Genomic DNA, 17120 nt, shown 5'->3' on the forward strand with positions numbered 1-17120 from the left:
GGCCTGCAGCGCCTGCGCGCCCAGACGCGGATCGGCCAGATTGACGTAACGGCGCACGAATTCCGGTGCGTTCGGATCTTGCGGGGCGAGGGCCATGTGGTTCTTGACTCCAGATAAGGATGCCGACGCGCCGCGCCGGCCGAAGGTTGTTTCAGTCGTTCATGCCAATTCGCACGGCGTGCTCAACGCGTGAGCGTCGCATTGGCCGGCGTGGAAGTCTCGACGCCGTCTTCGTGCGCAACGGCAATCGGCTCGTAGGGCAGGGCGCCGTCGAGGACGTTGTGCGCCCTCGCAAAGTCGACGTCTTTTTCCCACGCGGCAACGACCAGCGTCGCCACGCAGTTGCCCAGCAAGTTGGTAATCGCCCGGGCAATGCCCACGAACCAGTCTACCGGCAGGATCAACACCAGGCCGATGACGGGAATCGCCGGAATGGCCGCCAGCGTCGCCGCCAGGATCACGATCGCCGAACCCGGAATGCCATGCGCGCCCTTGGACGTGAGCAAGGACACGAGCACCACGAGGATCAGGTCGTGCGTGGACAGCGGCGTGTTCGTCGCCTGTGCAATGAAGATGACCGCCAGGGTCAGGTAGATGGAGAAGCCGTCGAGGTTGAAGGAGTAACCCGTGGGCACCACCAGACCGACCGTCGACTTCCTGATGCCCAGCCATTCGAGCTTGCGCATCACCGCCGGCAAGACGGCGTCGGACGAGGCCGTGCCCAATACGATGGACAGCTCTTCACGGAAGTACTTGATGAACTTGAAGATGTTGAAGCCCGCCAGGCGCAACACCCCGCCGAGCACCACGGTCACGAAGACGAAGCAGCTCAGGTAGAACACGAGCACGAGCAAACCCAATTGCTTGAGCGACGCCGCGCCGTATTTGCCCGTGGTGAACGCCACCGCACCCAGCACGCCCAACGGCGCGAGCCGGATGATGAACGCCATCACGCGAAAAAAGACATGGCTCAGGTCTTCGATGAACCGGGCTACGGGCCGGCCACGCTCGCCGATGGCCGCCAACGCACACCCGAACATCACGGAGAACACGAGAATCTGCAGTATGTCGCCCTTGGCAAAGGCGTCGGTCACGGTGTTCGGAATGATCTTCAGCAAGAATCCCGCCGTATCCTTCAAGCTCTTCGCGTTCTCGGTGTACGCCGCCATCGCGCTCGGGTCGAGGCCGCGAACGTCAATGTTCATGCCCTCGCCAGGACGCGTGACCCACGCCAATACCGCGCCAATGACGAGCGCAAAGGTGGTGATGATCTCGAAATACACGACGGCCTTCACACCCACGCGGCCCACCTTGCGCAAATCGCCCGCACTCGCCATTCCGCTCACCACCACGCAGAACACGATCGGGCCAATCACCATCTTGATCAACTTCAGGAAGCCATCGCCCAACGGACGCAACGACTCTGCCAACTGCGGAAACCAAATGCCGAGCGCCACACCCACTATCAACGCTAGGACGACTCGGCCAAACAACGAACGGAACAGCTTGGGCATGGTTTGTCTCCTCTGCCTGCGCAATCGCTCTCTTGCATTGCGCAATCTCTACGTTCTCTACGTCCGACGGACAACGCTCGGGGGCTGATTTCTGTACGGCGGCTTCTCGAACAACACATCGCCAACACCCTTGCACTTCCGGCTGCTTCAACAAGTCATACCGGTCTGACCAGTGGTGTTATGGGCAATATTAGAAAGCCAATATGGTGGGGTCAAGGCGCGTCTTCTGAGGGGATTCCCTAGGAATTGGACGCAGACGGGCCGCAAGTGGGGCGTCAAGTGGGGGCGTCGAATGGGGCGCGGATGGGGCCGTAGATGGGCCGCAGAGGGGGCGCAGAGGGGGCGCAGAGGGGGCGCAGAGGGGGCGCAGAGGGGGCGCAGAGGGGGCTCAAACGGGGTCATCAAATGGCCGTCGGCGGAATGCCGTCTTCGGGCCGGAGATGCGGTTCCGGTCATGGAACCGGTGTCGTTCATGTCGCGTTGCGCCGGAACTTCGGTTTGCGCGCCGGGGTCGCATTTGCATCCGCCGCGCCCGCCTCGCGTGCGTGACGGTCCTTCGGCACGTATCGACAGGAGGCGCCATGCGAATGAAAGACACGGTTGTGCTGGTGACCGGCAGCGCGCAAGGCATCGGCCGCGCCATTGCCATTCGCCTCGCCCAGCAAGGCGCGCGTATCGTGGTGGAAGATCGCCAGGACAGCGCCATGGCGCAGCAGACGCTCGAAGCCGTGCGCACCGCCGGGAGCGACGGCTGCGTGATCGCCGGGGACGTCGGCAACGCGCAATGCGACCGTGCCATTGTCGAGCGGGCAGTCGCGAAGATGGGCCGCGTCGACGTGCTCGTCAACAATGCCGGCGTGGAAAGACGCGCCCCGTTTGTCGACGTCACCGAAGCGGATTACGACCTCGTGATGAACGTCAATCTCAAAGGCGCGTTTTTTCTCACGCAGGCGTTCGTGCGCCATCTGCGAGACACGGAACGCGGCGGGCGCATCATCAACGTCAGCTCCGTTCACGAGGAACTGCCGTTTCCGCACTTCACGAGCTACTGCGCCAGCAAGGGCGGCATGAAGATGATGATGCGCAACCTCGCCATCGAGCTCGCGCCCCTCGGCATCACGGTCAACAACGTCGCGCCCGGCGCCGTCGGCACGGCGATCAACCAGCAACTGCTCGGCAACAAGGCGCAACGCGAAGCGCTCCTCGCCAATATTCCTCTCGGACGCCTCGCCGAGCCCGGCGAAGTCGCCAACGCGGTGCTGTTTCTCGCATCGCCCGAAGCCAGCTACGTGACTGGCACTACGCTGTTCGTCGACGGGGGGCTGCTCTGGAACTACGCGGAGCAATGACGATGACGCAGGCCGCACAGCGCACGCTCGCCGCCGGCGGCATGACGCCGGACGTCGCCCACTCAGCCCCCTCGGACGTGCTCTCACCCGCCGAGCGTTATCAGGAACTGTTCGTTGCGGTCCAGAAGCAGCGCGTCTTTCCGGACAGCAAGACGTTCGTGGACTGTGTGCCCACGCGCGCGCCGCAGGAAGTGCTGCGCCGCTACCGCGAGGAGGCGGCGCAGCCCGGCTTCGATCTTTCGCGCTTCGTGGCGGCGCATTTCACGCTGGAGCGCACCCCGCCCAGCCACTATGTGTCGATCCCCGGGCAGGGGCTGGTCGAGCACATCGACGGGCTCTGGGACGTGCTCACGCGGCTGCCGCGCGCGCATCCGGCGCAAAGCTCGCTTCTGCCGCTGCCACAGCCCTATGTCGTGCCCGGCGGCCGCTTCCAGGAGCTCTATTACTGGGATTCGTACTTCACGATGCTCGGCCTCGCGCATAGCGGACGTCACGATCTGCTCGTGAACATGGCCGACAATTTCTCGTTCCTGATCGACACCTACGGTCACATTCCGAACGGCACCCGCACCTACTACCTGAGCCGTTCGCAACCCCCGGTGTACGGCCTGATGGTGGAACTGTTCGAGTCGCACGGGGTGGCGCGTGCGCTGCGCTATCTGCCGCATCTGGTGCGCGAATACCAATATTGGATGGAAGGCGAGGACGCGCTGGCCCCGGGACAGGCGCACGCCCATCTGGTCAGGCTGCCGGACGGCGCCCTGCTCAATCGCTACTGGGACGAGCGCGATACGCCGCGCGAGGAGGGCTATCTCGAAGACGTCAATACCGCCAGCCACGCCCCCAAACGTGCCGCTGGCGAGGTCTACCGCGACCTGCGCGCGGGCGCCGAGTCGGGCTGGGACTTCAGCTCGCGCTGGCTTGACGATGAGAAGGATCTGTCCTCGATTCGCACGACCGCCATTCTGCCCGTCGACCTGAACAGCTTCCTGTATGCCACCGAAGTTCACATCGCCCGGCTCAGCGGCGCCGGCGGCGACGCTGGCGCCGCCCAGGCGTTCGCGCGACGGGCGCAGGCGCGCCGGGACGCCATGACGCGCTACCTCTGGCGCGACGATCCGGGCGCTTTCGTCGACTACGACTGGCAGCGCGGCGAGCAACGCCCGGCCCTGTCGGCCGCCATGGCCGCGCCGCTCTTCGTCGGCCTGGCCTCGGCCGAACAGGCGCGCCGCTCGGCGCGCACGATAGCCGGGTTCATGGTGGCGGCGGGCGGCTTGCGCACGACGCAAAGGTCGAGCCTCCAGCAATGGGACCCGCCCAACGGCTGGGCGCCGCTGCAGTGGATCGCCATTCGGGGCCTGCGCAGGTATGGGCAAGGCGCGCTCGCCAGCGACATCGCCCAGCGCTGGCTCTCGACGGTCGGCGCGCTCTACGCCCGCGAGAGCAAGCTCGTGGAGAAGTATTCGCTACATACGAGCGATGCAATGTGCGCCAGCGGCGGGGGCGGGGGCGAATATCCGCTGCAGGACGGCTTCGGCTGGACCAACGGCGTGGTGCGCCGGCTGCTCGGCGAACATCCGGACCACCACGCCCATCGCGTGGCCGCCGCGGGCCGCCCCGCGCGCAGCGGCGACGTCCGGTGAAGTCGAGCGAAGTGCCGCGAGGTGTCGTGAAGTGCAGCGAGGTGCAGTGAGATGCATGAGACCCAATGAGACGCAATGAGACGCAATGAGGGGCGGCGCGCCGGCGGGAGTGAACCGGCAGGCGCGCCATTGCGGCCCCGGCGGTGCGGCGCAACGTGCGGCGCGCCGGCCGCGCGGGAAGGCCAGCGCGGCGATGGCCGGGGCGGCTCTCCCGACGCAGGAAGGTCGGGGCGCGTGAGGGGATTTGGCGTCGTACAATGCGCCATACGTATCCCGCAATTCCAGTGAGGCCTCATGAAGCACTCGGCGCATGCCGTCACCGACGCTGCCGTCGCGACCATTCGCGAGCGCATCGAACGCCAGGTCTACCCGGCTGGCGCCATGCTGCCCTCGCAGCGCCAGCTCGCCGAAGAACTGGCCATCAGCCGCGCCTCGCTGCGCGAAGCGCTATCGACGCTCGAAGCGCTCGGCATGGTCGCAATCCGCCCGGGCAAGGGCGTGTACGTGAACGATGCCTCGGCGCGCGTCGGCGTGGCCTGGCGCTTCGCCGACCAGATCTCGCTTGCCGACACCTACCAGCTGCGCTACGCCCTCGAAGGCTTCGCCGCCCGTCTGGCCGCCCACGCCGCCAGCCACGAGGAGATCGAGTGGCTCACGGATAACGTCGAAACGATGAGGTCCGCGCTCATCGACGGCGATGTCGACACCGCCGCCCAGCTCGATTTCGCCTTCCACCTGCGCATCGTCGGACTGGCCGGCAACGGCGCGATCGCCGACATCCTGCGCGGCAGCACGGACATCGTCATGGAGAGCCAGCGCCTGCCGTTCTACCAGCGCGAACTCGTGCTTTCCACCTATCATGAACATCTGGAGATTCTCGAGGCCCTGCGCCGGCGCGACGGCGCCGCCGCAGGCAGTGCAATGGAGCGCCATATCGTGCTGGCGGCACAGCGGGCGGGCATTCACTTCCCTATCCCCTCTGCGTATTCGTCCGCCGGCAGCCTCCCCCCTCGTGAGAACGCAGAGCGTACTGGTGCCCCACACGTTCAGCTTTGAGAAGATCGGGATTTGCGCTATACTTTGAAGGTTTTAGTCATTTAACCCTCACCCTAGCGCCTACCCGCCCGACATCTCGTCCGCAGCCCGAGCATCCGCTGTGCGCATATTCCGCGCAATTCCGGTGCCCGCGCTGATGTCATCGCTAGCGGACGATGAGGCTGGCAGCCGGGGTGAACCCTTCAGGAGTTTCCCGTGCTGCCGTCATTCCCACCCGCCATTCTCGCGCTCGCTGACGGCACGGTCTTTCGTGGGTACGCCATTGGCGCTGCCGGTCACACCATCGGTGAAGTCGTTTTCAACACCGCCATCACCGGCTATCAGGAAATCCTCACCGACCCGAGCTATGCGCAACAGATCGTCACGCTGACGTATCCGCACATCGGTAACACGGGCGTCAACGGTGAAGACGTCGAAGCCACGAAAGTCCATGCCGCCGGCCTGATCATCAAGGATCTGCCGATCCTCGAATCGAACTTCCGCGCCGACAAGACCCTGTCGCAGTACCTGAAGGACGAAGGCGTGGTTGCCATCGCCGGTATCGACACCCGCCGTCTGACCCGTATCCTGCGCGAGAAGGGCGCCCAGAACGGTTGCATTCTCGCCGGCGACGACGAAGCGAAGGCCATCTCGCTCGCCCGGTCGTTTCCGGGCCTGGCCGGCATGGACCTCGCCAAGGTCGTCTCGACTACGGAAAAGTACTCGTGGACGCAGACGGAATGGCGCCTCGGCGAAGGCTACGGTGAGCAGAAGGATCCGAAATTCCACGTGGTCGCGCTCGACTACGGCGTCAAGCGCAACATCCTGCGCATGCTCGCCGAGCGCGGCTGCAAGGTCACGGTCCTGCCCGCCCAGAGCTCGGCCGACGACGTCTTCGCGCTCAACCCGGACGGCGTGTTCCTCTCGAACGGCCCCGGCGACCCCGAGCCGTGCGATTACGCCATTGCCGCCACGAAGACGTTTCTCGAGCGCCGCATTCCGACCTTCGGCATCTGCCTGGGCCACCAGATCATGGGCCTGGCCGTCGGCGCGAGGACGCTCAAGATGAAGACCGGCCACCACGGCGCCAACCATCCGGTCAAGGACCTCGCCACGGGCCGCGTCGTGATCACGTCGCAGAACCACGGCTTCGCCGTGGACGCCGACAGCCTGCCCGCCAACGCGCGCGTGTCGCATGTGTCGCTGTTTGACGGCACGCTGCAGGGTTTCGAGATGACGGACCGTCCGGCGTTCTGCTTCCAGGGCCACCCGGAAGCCTCGCCGGGCCCGCACGACATCGGCTACCTGTTCGACCGCTTCGTGCAGTCGATGGCCGACGCGAAGCAGCCGGCCTGACACCCGACGCAACGGCAATACGGACAAGGAAACGCGCACCATGCTTGGACACTCGCTCGGCATCGTCGACCTCTGGACCTATCTGGCCGGGGTTGTCGTCGTCATCCTGCTGCCGGGGCCGAATTCGCTCTACGTGCTCGCGGTCGCGGCGCAGCGCGGCGTGCGTCAAGGCTACGCGGGTGCATGCGGCGTGTTCCTCGGCGACACCATCCTGATGACGCTGGCTGCCGCCGGCGTGGCGTCGCTGTTGCACGCGCAGCCGGCGCTGTTCTTCGTGGTGAAGTACCTCGGGGCGGCCTATCTGTGCTGGATGGGGCTGAACATGCTGCGCGGCGCACTGGCCAACCTGCGGGCCGCGCGCGCCAATCCCGGCGCCCCGGTCGCGCCGCCCAGGCGCGTGGACGCCGATCACCCCTTCAGGCGGGCGCTGTTCATCAGCCTGCTCAACCCGAAGGCGATCCTGTTCTGCGTGTCGTTCTTCATCCAGTTCGTCGACCCGGGTTATGCCTATCCGGCCGTCTCGTTCGCGGTGCTCGGCGCGATCGTACAGACCTTCAGTTTCCTTTATCTGAGCACGCTGATCCTGGTCGGTTACCGCCTGGCCGCGCACTTCCGGGCACGTCGCCGGTTGAGCGCCGGGGCAACCGGCGGCGTGGGCGCGCTGTTCGTCGGCTTCGGTGTGAAGCTCGCGACCGCGACGCTGAGTTAAATTTTTGTTGAGAACGTTATGCCAAAGCGCACAGACATCAAGAGCATCCTCATCATCGGCGCCGGCCCGATCATCATCGGTCAGGCATGCGAGTTCGACTATTCGGGCGCACAGGCCTGCAAGGCGCTGCGCGAGGAAGGCTACAAGGTCATTCTGATCAACAGCAACCCGGCCACGATCATGACCGACCCGGATACGGCCGATGTCACCTACATCGAGCCGATCACCTGGGAAGTCGTCGAGCGCATCATCGCCAAGGAACGCCCGGATGCCATCCTGCCGACGATGGGCGGCCAGACCGCGCTCAACTGCGCGCTCGACCTGCATCGCCACGGTGTGCTCGACAAGTACAAGGTGGAACTGATCGGCGCCTCGCCGGAAGCCATCGACAAGGCCGAAGACCGTCTGAAGTTCAAGGACGCAATGACCAAGATTGGTCTCGGTTCGGCCAAGTCGGGCATTGCCCATTCGATGGAGGAGGCGCTTGCCGTGCAGGCGCAGATCGCCGCGGAAATCGGCGGCAGCGGCTACCCGATGGTGATCCGCCCGTCGTTCACGCTCGGCGGCTCGGGCGGCGGCATCGCCTACAACCGCGAAGAGTTCGAAGAGATCTGCAAGCGCGGCCTGGACCTCTCGCCCACGCGCGAACTGCTCATCGAAGAGTCGCTGCTCGGCTGGAAAGAATACGAGATGGAGGTCGTGCGCGATCGCGCCGATAACTGCATCATCGTCTGCTCGATCGAAAACCTCGACCCGATGGGCGTGCACACCGGCGACTCGATCACCGTGGCGCCGGCCCAGACGCTCACCGACAAGGAATACCAGCTGCTGCGCAACGCCTCGCTCGCGGTGCTGCGCGAGATCGGCGTGGAGACGGGCGGCTCGAACGTCCAGTTCTCGATCAACCCGAAGGACGGCCGCATGGTCGTCATCGAAATGAACCCGCGCGTGTCGCGCTCGTCGGCGCTCGCCTCGAAGGCCACCGGCTTCCCGATCGCGAAGGTCGCCGCCAAGCTGGCCGTGGGCTACACGCTCGATGAATTGCGCAACGAGATCACGGGCGGCGCCACGCCGGCGTCGTTCGAGCCGACCATCGACTATGTGGTGACCAAGGTGCCGCGCTTTGCCTTCGAGAAGTTCCGCGAAGCCGACGCCCGCCTGACCACGCAGATGAAGTCGGTCGGTGAGGTGATGGCCATGGGCCGCACGTTCCAGGAATCGTTCCAGAAGGCCTTGCGCGGCCTCGAAGTCGGCGTGGACGGCCTGGACGAGAAGTCGACCGATCGCGACGAGATCGTGGCCGAAATCGGCGAGCCGGGCCCGGACCGCATCTGGTACGTCGGCGACGCGTTCCGCATCGGCATGAGCCTCGACGAGGTCTACGCCGAGACGAGCATCGATCCGTGGTTCCTCGCCCAGATCGAGGCCATCGTCAAGAAGGAAAAGGCGCTGGCCGGGCGCACGCTGGAGAGCCTGAGCACCGAAGAGCTTCGCTTTCTCAAGCAGAGCGGCTTCTCGGACCGCCGCCTGGCCAAGCTGCTGGGAACCGATCAGACCGCCGTGCGCCGTGCGCGCATCGCGCAGAAGGTTCGCCCGGTCTACAAGCGCGTGGATACCTGCGCCGCCGAATTCGCGACCAACACTGCTTACATGTACTCGACCTACGAGCAGGAGTGCGAAGCGAAGCCGACCGACAAGAAGAAGATCATGGTGCTCGGCGGCGGCCCGAACCGTATCGGCCAGGGTATCGAGTTCGACTACTGCTGCGTGCATGCCGCGCTCGCGCTGCGCGAAGACGGGTACGAGACCATCATGGTCAACTGCAACCCGGAGACCGTGTCGACTGACTATGACACGTCGGACCGCCTGTATTTCGAGCCCGTCACGCTCGAAGACGTGCTGGAAATCGTCGACCTCGAGAAGCCGGTCGGCGTGATCGTCCAGTACGGCGGCCAGACGCCGCTCAAGCTCGCCCTCGATCTCGAGGCGAACGGCGTGCCCATCGTCGGCACGAGCCCGGACATGATCGACGCGGCCGAAGACCGCGAGCGCTTCCAGAAGCTGCTGCAGGACCTCGGCCTGCGTCAGCCGCCGAACCGCACGGCGCGCACGGAAGACGAAGCGCTCGTGCTTGCCGCCGAAATCGGCTATCCGCTGGTGGTGCGTCCGTCCTACGTGCTGGGCGGGCGCGCCATGGAGATCGTGCACGAGCCGCGTGACCTCGAGCGCTACATGCGCGAGGCCGTCAAGGTGAGCAACGACAGCCCGGTGCTGCTCGATCGCTTCCTCGACGACGCGATCGAGTGCGACGTCGACTGTATCTCGGATGGCAACGACGTCTATATCGGCGGCGTGATGGAGCATATCGAGCAGGCAGGCGTGCACTCGGGCGACTCGGCCTGCTCGCTGCCGCCGTATTCGCTGTCGGCCGACACGGTCGCCGAACTCAAGCGCCAGACGGCCGCGATGGCCAAGGCCCTGAACGTGGTCGGCCTGATGAACGTGCAGTTCGCGATTCAGCAAGGCAACGGTGTGGACACGATCTACGTGCTCGAAGTGAATCCGCGCGCCTCGCGCACGGTACCGTATGTCTCGAAGGCCACCGGCCGCCAGCTCGCGAAGATCGCCGCGCGTGCGATGGTCGGCCAGTCGCTCAAGTCGCAGAACGTGACGAGCGAAGTGACGCCGCCGTACTACAGCGTCAAGGAGGCGGTGTTCCCGTTCGTGAAATTCCCGGGCGTCGATCCGGTGCTCGGACCGGAAATGCGCTCGACCGGCGAGGTGATGGGCGTAGGCCGCACGTTCGGCGAAGCGCTTTTCAAGTCGCAACTGGCCGCGGGCTCGCGTCTGCCGGCCTCGGGCACGGTGCTGCTCACGGTCAAGGACGCCGACAAGCCGCGCGCGGTCGAAGTCGCGCGCATGCTGCACGCGCTGGGCTACCCGATCGTGGCCACGCGCGGCACGGCAGCCGCCATCGAGGCGGCCGGCATCCCGGTGCGCGTGGTCAACAAGGTGAAGGACGGCCGTCCGCATATCGTCGACATGATCAAGAACGGCGAAATCGCGCTGGTCTTCACGACCGTGGACGAAACGCGCACGGCGATCGCCGATTCGCGCTCGATCCGCATGTCGGCGCAGGCACACAAGGTCACGTACTACACGACGATCTCGGGCGCCCGCGCCGCCGTGGAAGGTCTGAAGTATCTGCAGAATCTGGAGGTCTATGACCTGCAGAGCCTGCACGCCCAGTTGCCGGCCGGAACGCCGGCGGCCTGAGGGCCGACAGCCCGGCGGCGGTCCGCCGCGCCGGGCGACGTCGCAGCATGATGGCGCACCGCCGGGGAACTGATCCGGCAAAGGTGCGCCAAATACGTTTGTGAATGGCGCGAGGGCTCGGAGGTGCCGGATGACCCTGCCGGTTGGCAGCGCCGGCAACTCTGCTACACTAGCGCCATATAGGTGTCACAGCCGCGGTCAAGCGGCGTTCGCGAAAAGTGCGAATGCGGCTTTGCTGCGGCAATTTTTTTGTCTTTCGGAACAACGCGCATGAGTACCATTCCTCTGACCAAGCGGGGCGCCGAGCTGCTCAAGGATGAGCTGCACCGCCTGAAGACCGTCGAACGTCCGAACGTGATCACTGCGATTGCTGAAGCCCGTGCGCAGGGTGATCTGTCGGAAAACGCGGAATACGATGCCGCCAAGGAAAAGCAGGGCTTTATCGAGGGGCGCATTGCCGAGCTCGAGTCGAAACTGTCCGCGGCGCAGATCATCGATCCGGCGGCGCTCGACGCCGAAGGCCGCGTGGTGTTTGCCGCGACCGTCGAACTCGAAGACCTCGAGAGCGGCGGCACGGTGCAGTACCAGATCGTCGGCGACGACGAAGCAGACCTCGAGCACGGCAAGATCTCGGTGAGTTCGCCGATCGCGCGTGCGCTCATTGGCAAGTACGCGGGCGATGTGGCCGAAGTGCAGGCCCCGAGCGGCGTGCGCGAGTACGAGATCATCGATGTCCGCTACGTCTGACGCGTCCGGCGGCGCGCCCCGGCTGGAACGATTGTTCCGCCTGATCGCCACCGTCTGGTGCGGAAGCCAGTGGGCAATCGGCTATATCGTCGCGCCCACGCTCTTTGCCGTTCTGGAGTCTCGCACGGTCGCCGGCACGGTCGCCGGCAGGCTGTTTCACACGCAGGCGTGGCTCAGTTTGGTGTGCGGCGCGCTGCTCGTCTGGCTCGCCACGGCGCTCATCGCGCGCTCGGGCGACGCCGGCGTGGCGCGCGGCTACCGCGTGTTGCGCTGGCTGGCGGCGGCCATGGTGGTCTGCGTGCTGGTCAGCTGGTTCGGCCTGCAGCCGTTCATGGCGGATCTGCGCGCGCAGGCCGAAGCGGCGGGCGTAGAGATCGGTCAGTCGGCCTTCGCGGCGCGCTTCGGCATGCTGCACGGCATTTCGAGCGGCATCTATCTGGTGCAGAGCCTGCTCGGTGTCGTTTTCATCTGGCGTCAGCCGGTGCGCGGCTAAATGCCGCGGGGCGAGGGGGCAGGCCCCGGTGGGGCGCCACGATTTCCCTCGTCCATGAAAAAACGCGCCCGACATTGTCCGGGCGCGTTCTTTTGCGGGGGTGACGGCGGAGACTGACGTGGCGAACGACGTCCTTCAGTCGTTGCGCTGGCGCTTCACGCTGGTCTGGCGCTTCTTGGCGCGCTTGACGATGCCCCCCGCGGTCATGCGCTGGTTGCCGGCCACCGTGACCTTCTTGACGGTGGGGCGGCGGCCCGAATGCGGGCTGCTCTTGACGACGGTGACCGTGCGCGGCGCCCGCCCCTTGACCGTGGCGCCCGTGCCGCCGGACTTGCCACGAACGGGCGTCGAGTCTTCGTCCGGGGTGGGGCGGTAGAGCACGAGCAGCTTGCCGATGTGTTGCACCGGCGCGGCGCCGAGCTGGTCGCAAATGGTTTCGTAGATGGCAACGCGCGTGTCGCGTTCGTCGCCGAATACACGCACCTTGATCAGTTCGTGGGCCTTCAGGGCGCCGTCGATTTCCTTGAGCACCGCCGGCGTCAAGCCGTCGGCGCCGATCAGAACGACGGGATTCAGCGCATGGGCGGCGGAGCGCAAGTCGGCGCGTTGCGCCGGGGTCAGGGTCAAAGCGGGCATAGAAGACAGACGAGACAAACGAGTTAGGATGCGCCCTCGGGCGGCGGCCGGGAATTCCGGAGTTACCGGGCCGGCTCGCGGATTTTAGGCGCGCAAGGGCGTATTATCCTGCAAAAATGCAGTGCTTTTGAAGAATTATGGCAAAAAACCGTTTCAGCCACGCCTGGCTGCATGACCACATCAACGATCCCTACGTCAAAATGGCGCAGCGCGAGGGCTATCGCGCCCGCGCCGCATACAAACTCAAGGAGATCGACGAACAGGACCGGCTGATCAGGCCCGGACAGGTGGTTGTCGATCTGGGCGCCACGCCCGGCAGCTGGAGCCAGTACGTGCGCAACAAGCTGGCGGCCGGCAAGCGCGTGGACGGCGGCATCGACGGCACCATCATCGCCATGGACATCCTGCCGATGGAGCCGATCGCCGACGTGACCTTCCTGCAGGGCGACTTTCGCGAGGACAGCGTGCTCGAGGCGCTGGAGGAAATCGTGGCGGGGCGCAAAGTCGACCTTGTGCTTTCCGACATGGCCCCCAACTTGTCAGGGGTCGCAGTGGCCGACGCCGCGCGAATCGAGCATCTGTGCGATCTGGCGCTCGAGTTTGCGCAACGGCACCTGAAACCGGAGGGAGCGTTGCTGGTCAAATGTTTTCACGGCAGTGGCTACAGCCAGATCGTCGAAAAATTCAAACGCCAGTTCAAAACCGTGGCGCCGCGCAAGCCGAAGGCGTCCCGAGACAAATCTTCCGAAACGTTCATTCTTGGACGGGGTTTGAAAAATCCGGCTTGATGCCCGTCAAACCGGCGCACTGGCGCTATGGTGGCGGTAAAGAATCACTATGGCGGTGCGCCTGCGAGTGGATTAGAATGAATTCCTGGCGCGAAGCGATTTCATGAAGGAGCAACGCTTTGAACAATAATATGTTTTCCAAAGCGGCGGTGTGGTTAGTCATCGCGCTAGTCTTGTTTACTGTTTTTAAACAGTTCGACAAGCCGCACGTCCAGGAGGGCGTGACGTACTCCCAGTTCATGGACGATGCCAAGAACGGCAAGATCAAGAACGTGGTGGTGCAAGGGCGCAACCTTCAGGTCACGCCCAGCGACGGTCAGAAGTACACCATTGTGTCGCCGGGTGACATCTGGATGGTCGGCGACCTCATGAAGTACGGCGTTCAGGTGTCGGGCAAGGCCGACGACGAACCGAACGTGCTCATGTCCGCGCTCTACTACCTCGGGCCGACGCTGCTCATCATCGGATTCTGGTTCTACATGATGCGACAGATGCAGGGCGGGGGTAAGGGCGGCGCCTTTTCCTTCGGCAAGTCCCGCGCGCGCCTCATCGACGAGAATGCCAATCCGGTCACCTTCGCCGACGTCGCCGGCTGCGACGAAGCCAAGTACGAAGTCGGCGAACTGGTCGACTTTCTGAAAGACCCCCAGAAGTTCCAGAAACTCGGCGGCCGCATTCCGCGCGGTGTGCTGCTCGTCGGCCCGCCGGGAACCGGTAAGACGCTGCTCGCGCGCGCCATTGCGGGCGAAGCCAAGGTGCCGTTCTTCAGCATCTCGGGTTCGGACTTCGTGGAAATGTTCGTCGGCGTGGGCGCTGCCCGTGTGCGCGACATGTTCGAGAACGCGAAGAAGCAGTCGCCGTGTATCGTGTTCATCGACGAAATCGACGCGGTGGGCCGCCATCGCGGCGCTGGCATGGGCGGCGGCAACGACGAGCGTGAACAGACGCTGAACCAGATGCTCGTGGAGATGGACGGCTTCGAAGCCAACTCGGGCGTGATCGTGATTGCCGCGACCAACCGCTCGGACGTGCTCGACAAGGCGCTGCTGCGTCCGGGCCGCTTCGACCGTCAGGTCTACGTCGGTCTGCCGGACATCCGCGGCCGCGAGCAGATCCTGAAGGTCCACCTGCGCAAGGTGCCGATCGCCAACGACGTGGACGCGTCGGTCATCGCCCGCGGCACGCCTGGCATGTCGGGCGCCGATCTGGCCAACCTGGTGAACGAAGCTGCGCTGTTCGCGGCGCGCCGTAACAAGCGCATCGTCGAAATGCTGGACTTCGAAGACGCAAAGGACAAGATTTTCATGGGGCCGGAGCGCAAGTCGGCCGTGATGCGCGACGAGGAGCGTCGTGCCACCGCCTACCACGAGTCGGGCCATGCCGTGGTCGCCATGCTGCTGCCGGAAGCCGATCCGGTGCACAAGGTCACGATCATCCCGCGCGGCTGGGCGCTTGGTCTGACGATGCAGTTGCCGGAACACGACAAGTACTCCGAGTATCGCGACACGATGCTCACGCAGATCGCCATTCTGTTTGGCGGTCGTGCGGCCGAAGAGGTGTTCATCAACAAGATGTCGACCGGTGCGTCGAACGACTTCGAGCGCGCTACCAAGCTCGCCCGCGACATGGTGACCCGTTACGGCATGTCGGACGCCTTGGGTCCGATGGTCTACGTCGACACGGAGCAAGACTCGGTGTTTGGCCGCATGTCGGCCAAATCGGTCTCGGAGGCCACGCAGCAGAAGGTCGATGCGGAAGTTCGCCGTATCCTGGACGAGCAGTACGCGCTGGCCAAGAAACTGCTGGAAGACAACCGCGAAAAGGTCGAGTCGATGACCCAGGCCCTGATGGAGTGGGAGACGATCGACGGCGATCAGATCAACGACATCATGGAAGGCCGTCCGCCGCGTCCGCCCAAGAGCGGTCCCACGAGCGGCGGCGCTTCGGGCGGCAATCCGCCGCTCAAGCCCAGCAGCACCCCGGCAACCGTCTAAGCGGTCGCCATCTCCAGAAAGGCCGGCATTTGCCGGCCTTTTTGCATGTTGGCGGACGAGATGAACGGCAGGTAACGGGTAGCGGGTAACGGGTAACGGGCGGGGGCGATGATCGGGTGATGGATAGAGCGAGGGATAGCATCAGAGGGGGAGTGAAGGATGGGTGAGGGAAGTGACGGGGGAGGGCGGCGACCCGCGGCGCCCCGCGGCGCAAACCGTAGCGTGCGCCGGAAATCAAGGAAACACGGTGTTACCGAGTGTTTCTGCCGTCGATGCGAGGCGCGATTCCGGTAACATTACGGCCATACACCGGGCCATACACCGAGCCACGCCGGAGACCAGGCCGCGTATGGATCGGGCGTGTGGGCCGCGCCACTGGCGCTGCTGGTGTCCCGGCCGCACTCCGGCCGCACTCCGACTTACCGAACCACGAGCTTCCGAATGTCCACAGAGCCATTGCCCACCACCGCATCGCTATCGCCGGCGGCCCCGGTCGCCGACGATGGGGCGCCATCCGGCGGTGAGCCGTCGGACGCCCCCGCTAGCCCTGTCAGGCCCGACACGTTGCGGCTCGGCCCGCGCTTCGCGCTGGACGCCCGCCGCGTCCACGTCATGGGCATCCTGAACGTGACCCCCGACTCGTTTTCCGATGGCGGGCGCTTCGTCGCCCGCGACGCCGCCCTGCGCCATGCGGAGCAGCTCATCGCCGACGGTGCGGACATTCTCGACATTGGCGGCGAATCGACCCGTCCGGGCGCCGAAGCGCTGCCTGAGGACGCCGAGCTGGAGCGCGTGGTGCCGATCGTCGAAGCGCTGCGCGATTGCGGCGTGCCGCTCTCGGTCGACACGTACAAGCCCGGCGTGATGCGGGCCGTGCTCGCCGCGGGCGCCGACATGATCAACGACATTTGGGGCTTTCAGCAGCCGGGCGCCATCGACGCGGTCCGCGACAGCGAAGCCGCGCTGTGCATCATGCACATGCTGCACGACCCCAAGACGATGCAGGACGCACCGATCTATACCGACGTCGTGACCGAAGTCGCGGCGTTTCTCGACGGACGCGTCGACGCAATGCTCGCGGCCGGTGTCGCACCGCAGCGTCTTTATCTCGATCCCGGGTTCGGCTTCGGGAAGAATCTCGCGCATAATCTCGCCTTGCTCAAACACCTTCGGGTGCTCTCGCGCGACGGTTTGCCGCTGCTCGTGGGGATGTCGCGCAAGCGCATGCTAGGCGAGATCACGGGACGCGAGACGCCGACGCAGCGTCGCGCGGCGAGCGTGGCCGCAGCGATATGCGCCGCGCAACAGGGCGCGGCCATCGTTCGCGTGCATGACGTCGCCGAAACCGTCGACGCGCTCAAGGTATGGCAGGCCGTGCGCAACGCCGGGTGAGCTGGCGGGTGAGCCCAGCGGCACGGCGAAACGGAGCAAGTCCGTCAGGCGGGGACCGAACGGGGACGCTGCGCGGCGAAAATGGCGGCGCGCCGCCCAAGGGCCTTCGCCCCTGACGGCGCAAGACACGACGAAAAAGAAGGACGCGCGCTAAGGGATTGTCGTCTCTCGCGACGCTTCAACTGGGA

13 protein-coding genes are annotated in these 17120 nt (G+C 65.2%); 11 read left to right on the forward strand and 2 right to left on the reverse strand.

Annotated features, from left to right (window positions below; translation table 11 throughout):
* Positions 1-182: 182 nt before the first annotated feature.
* On the reverse strand, positions 183-1514 hold the full coding sequence (locus tag CDN36_RS20170) for a C4-dicarboxylate transporter DctA (RefSeq protein ID WP_287497717.1): 1332 nt from the start codon (positions 1512-1514) through the stop codon (positions 183-185).
* 587 nt (positions 1515-2101) lie between these two features.
* Between CDN36_RS20170 and CDN36_RS20175 the strand changes: the two genes are divergently transcribed.
* From CDN36_RS20175 to CDN36_RS20210, 8 genes are all read left to right on the forward strand, one after another.
* Entirely contained in the window at positions 2102-2863 is a 762-nt protein-coding gene (locus tag CDN36_RS20175) for an SDR family NAD(P)-dependent oxidoreductase (protein ID WP_287497718.1), read from the forward strand.
* A gap of 2 nt (positions 2864-2865) precedes the next feature.
* The gene (gene treF, locus CDN36_RS20180) at positions 2866-4506 is read left to right on the forward strand and encodes an alpha,alpha-trehalase TreF (RefSeq protein ID WP_353846874.1); all 1641 of its coding nucleotides are present in this window, start codon (positions 2866-2868) and stop codon (positions 4504-4506) included.
* 294 nt (positions 4507-4800) lie between these two features.
* On the forward strand, positions 4801-5562 hold the full coding sequence (locus CDN36_RS20185; protein WP_150556780.1) for a FadR/GntR family transcriptional regulator: 762 nt from the start codon (positions 4801-4803) through the stop codon (positions 5560-5562).
* A 195-nt stretch (positions 5563-5757) separates the two neighbouring features.
* Complete coding sequence (carA, locus tag CDN36_RS20190; protein ID WP_150556781.1) at positions 5758-6897, forward strand: glutamine-hydrolyzing carbamoyl-phosphate synthase small subunit; 1140 nt, start codon at positions 5758-5760, stop codon at positions 6895-6897.
* 40 nt (positions 6898-6937) lie between these two features.
* Positions 6938-7606 carry a leucine efflux protein LeuE gene (gene leuE, locus CDN36_RS20195; protein ID WP_150556782.1) on the forward strand — a complete coding sequence of 223 codons (669 nt, stop codon included), beginning with the start codon at positions 6938-6940 and terminating at the stop codon, positions 7604-7606.
* An 18-nt stretch (positions 7607-7624) separates the two neighbouring features.
* Complete coding sequence (gene carB, locus CDN36_RS20200) at positions 7625-10882, forward strand: carbamoyl-phosphate synthase large subunit (RefSeq protein WP_150556783.1); 3258 nt, start codon at positions 7625-7627, stop codon at positions 10880-10882.
* A 270-nt stretch (positions 10883-11152) separates the two neighbouring features.
* A complete protein-coding gene (gene greA / locus CDN36_RS20205) occupies positions 11153-11629 on the forward strand; it encodes a transcription elongation factor GreA (protein WP_150556784.1) in 477 nt (158 codons plus the stop codon).
* Entirely contained in the window at positions 11613-12122 is a 510-nt protein-coding gene (locus CDN36_RS20210; RefSeq protein ID WP_150556785.1) for a DUF4149 domain-containing protein, read from the forward strand. The genes greA and CDN36_RS20210 overlap by 17 nt, the downstream gene beginning before the upstream one ends.
* A 135-nt stretch (positions 12123-12257) precedes the next feature.
* Here the strand turns inward: CDN36_RS20210 and yhbY are convergent, their stop codons facing one another.
* Positions 12258-12758 (reverse strand): ribosome assembly RNA-binding protein YhbY, encoded by a 501-nt coding sequence (gene yhbY, locus CDN36_RS20215; protein WP_150556786.1) that lies wholly within the window; start codon positions 12756-12758, stop codon positions 12258-12260.
* Between the two features lie 137 nt (positions 12759-12895).
* On the opposite strand from yhbY, the gene CDN36_RS20220 reads away from it, so the two are divergent.
* The 3 genes from CDN36_RS20220 to folP all read left to right on the forward strand — a co-directional run bounded on the left by CDN36_RS20220 (position 12896) and on the right by folP (position 16932).
* Positions 12896-13546 (forward strand): RlmE family RNA methyltransferase, encoded by a 651-nt coding sequence (locus CDN36_RS20220; RefSeq protein WP_150556787.1) that lies wholly within the window; start codon positions 12896-12898, stop codon positions 13544-13546.
* Positions 13547-13665: 119 nt separating this feature from the next.
* Positions 13666-15540, forward strand: a complete 1875-nt coding sequence (ftsH, locus tag CDN36_RS20225) for an ATP-dependent zinc metalloprotease FtsH (RefSeq protein WP_150556788.1) — start codon at positions 13666-13668, stop codon at positions 15538-15540.
* Positions 15541-16152: 612 nt separating this feature from the next.
* The gene (folP, locus tag CDN36_RS20230) at positions 16153-16932 is read left to right on the forward strand and encodes a dihydropteroate synthase (protein WP_241013987.1); all 780 of its coding nucleotides are present in this window, start codon (positions 16153-16155) and stop codon (positions 16930-16932) included.
* Positions 16933-17120: the final 188 nt, after the last annotated feature.

Source organism: Pandoraea sp. CB10b_02 (assembly GCF_002216225.1).
Lineage (GTDB): Bacteria > Pseudomonadota > Gammaproteobacteria > Burkholderiales > Burkholderiaceae > Pandoraea > Pandoraea nosoerga.

Bases quoted from the DNA above. Each gene is read 5' to 3' on its own strand.
- CDN36_RS20170 (WP_287497717.1), bottom strand. From the start codon at position 1,514: ATGCCCAAGCTGTTCCGTTCGTTGTTTGGCCGAGTCGTCCTAGCGTTG.
- CDN36_RS20175 (WP_287497718.1), top strand. From the start codon at position 2,102: ATGAAAGACACGGTTGTGCTGGTGACCGGCAGCGCGCAAGGCATCGGC.
- treF (WP_353846874.1), top strand. From the start codon at position 2,866: ATGACGCAGGCCGCACAGCGCACGCTCGCCGCCGGCGGCATGACGCCG.
- CDN36_RS20185 (WP_150556780.1), top strand. From the start codon at position 4,801: ATGAAGCACTCGGCGCATGCCGTCACCGACGCTGCCGTCGCGACCATT.
- leuE (WP_150556782.1), top strand. From the start codon at position 6,938: ATGCTTGGACACTCGCTCGGCATCGTCGACCTCTGGACCTATCTGGCC.
- carB (WP_150556783.1), top strand. From the start codon at position 7,625: ATGCCAAAGCGCACAGACATCAAGAGCATCCTCATCATCGGCGCCGGC.
- greA (WP_150556784.1), top strand. From the start codon at position 11,153: ATGAGTACCATTCCTCTGACCAAGCGGGGCGCCGAGCTGCTCAAGGAT.
- CDN36_RS20210 (WP_150556785.1), top strand. From the start codon at position 11,613: ATGTCCGCTACGTCTGACGCGTCCGGCGGCGCGCCCCGGCTGGAACGA.
- yhbY (WP_150556786.1), bottom strand. From the start codon at position 12,758: ATGCCCGCTTTGACCCTGACCCCGGCGCAACGCGCCGACTTGCGCTCC.
- CDN36_RS20220 (WP_150556787.1), top strand. From the start codon at position 12,896: ATGGCAAAAAACCGTTTCAGCCACGCCTGGCTGCATGACCACATCAAC.
- folP (WP_241013987.1), top strand. From the start codon at position 16,153: ATGGGCATCCTGAACGTGACCCCCGACTCGTTTTCCGATGGCGGGCGC.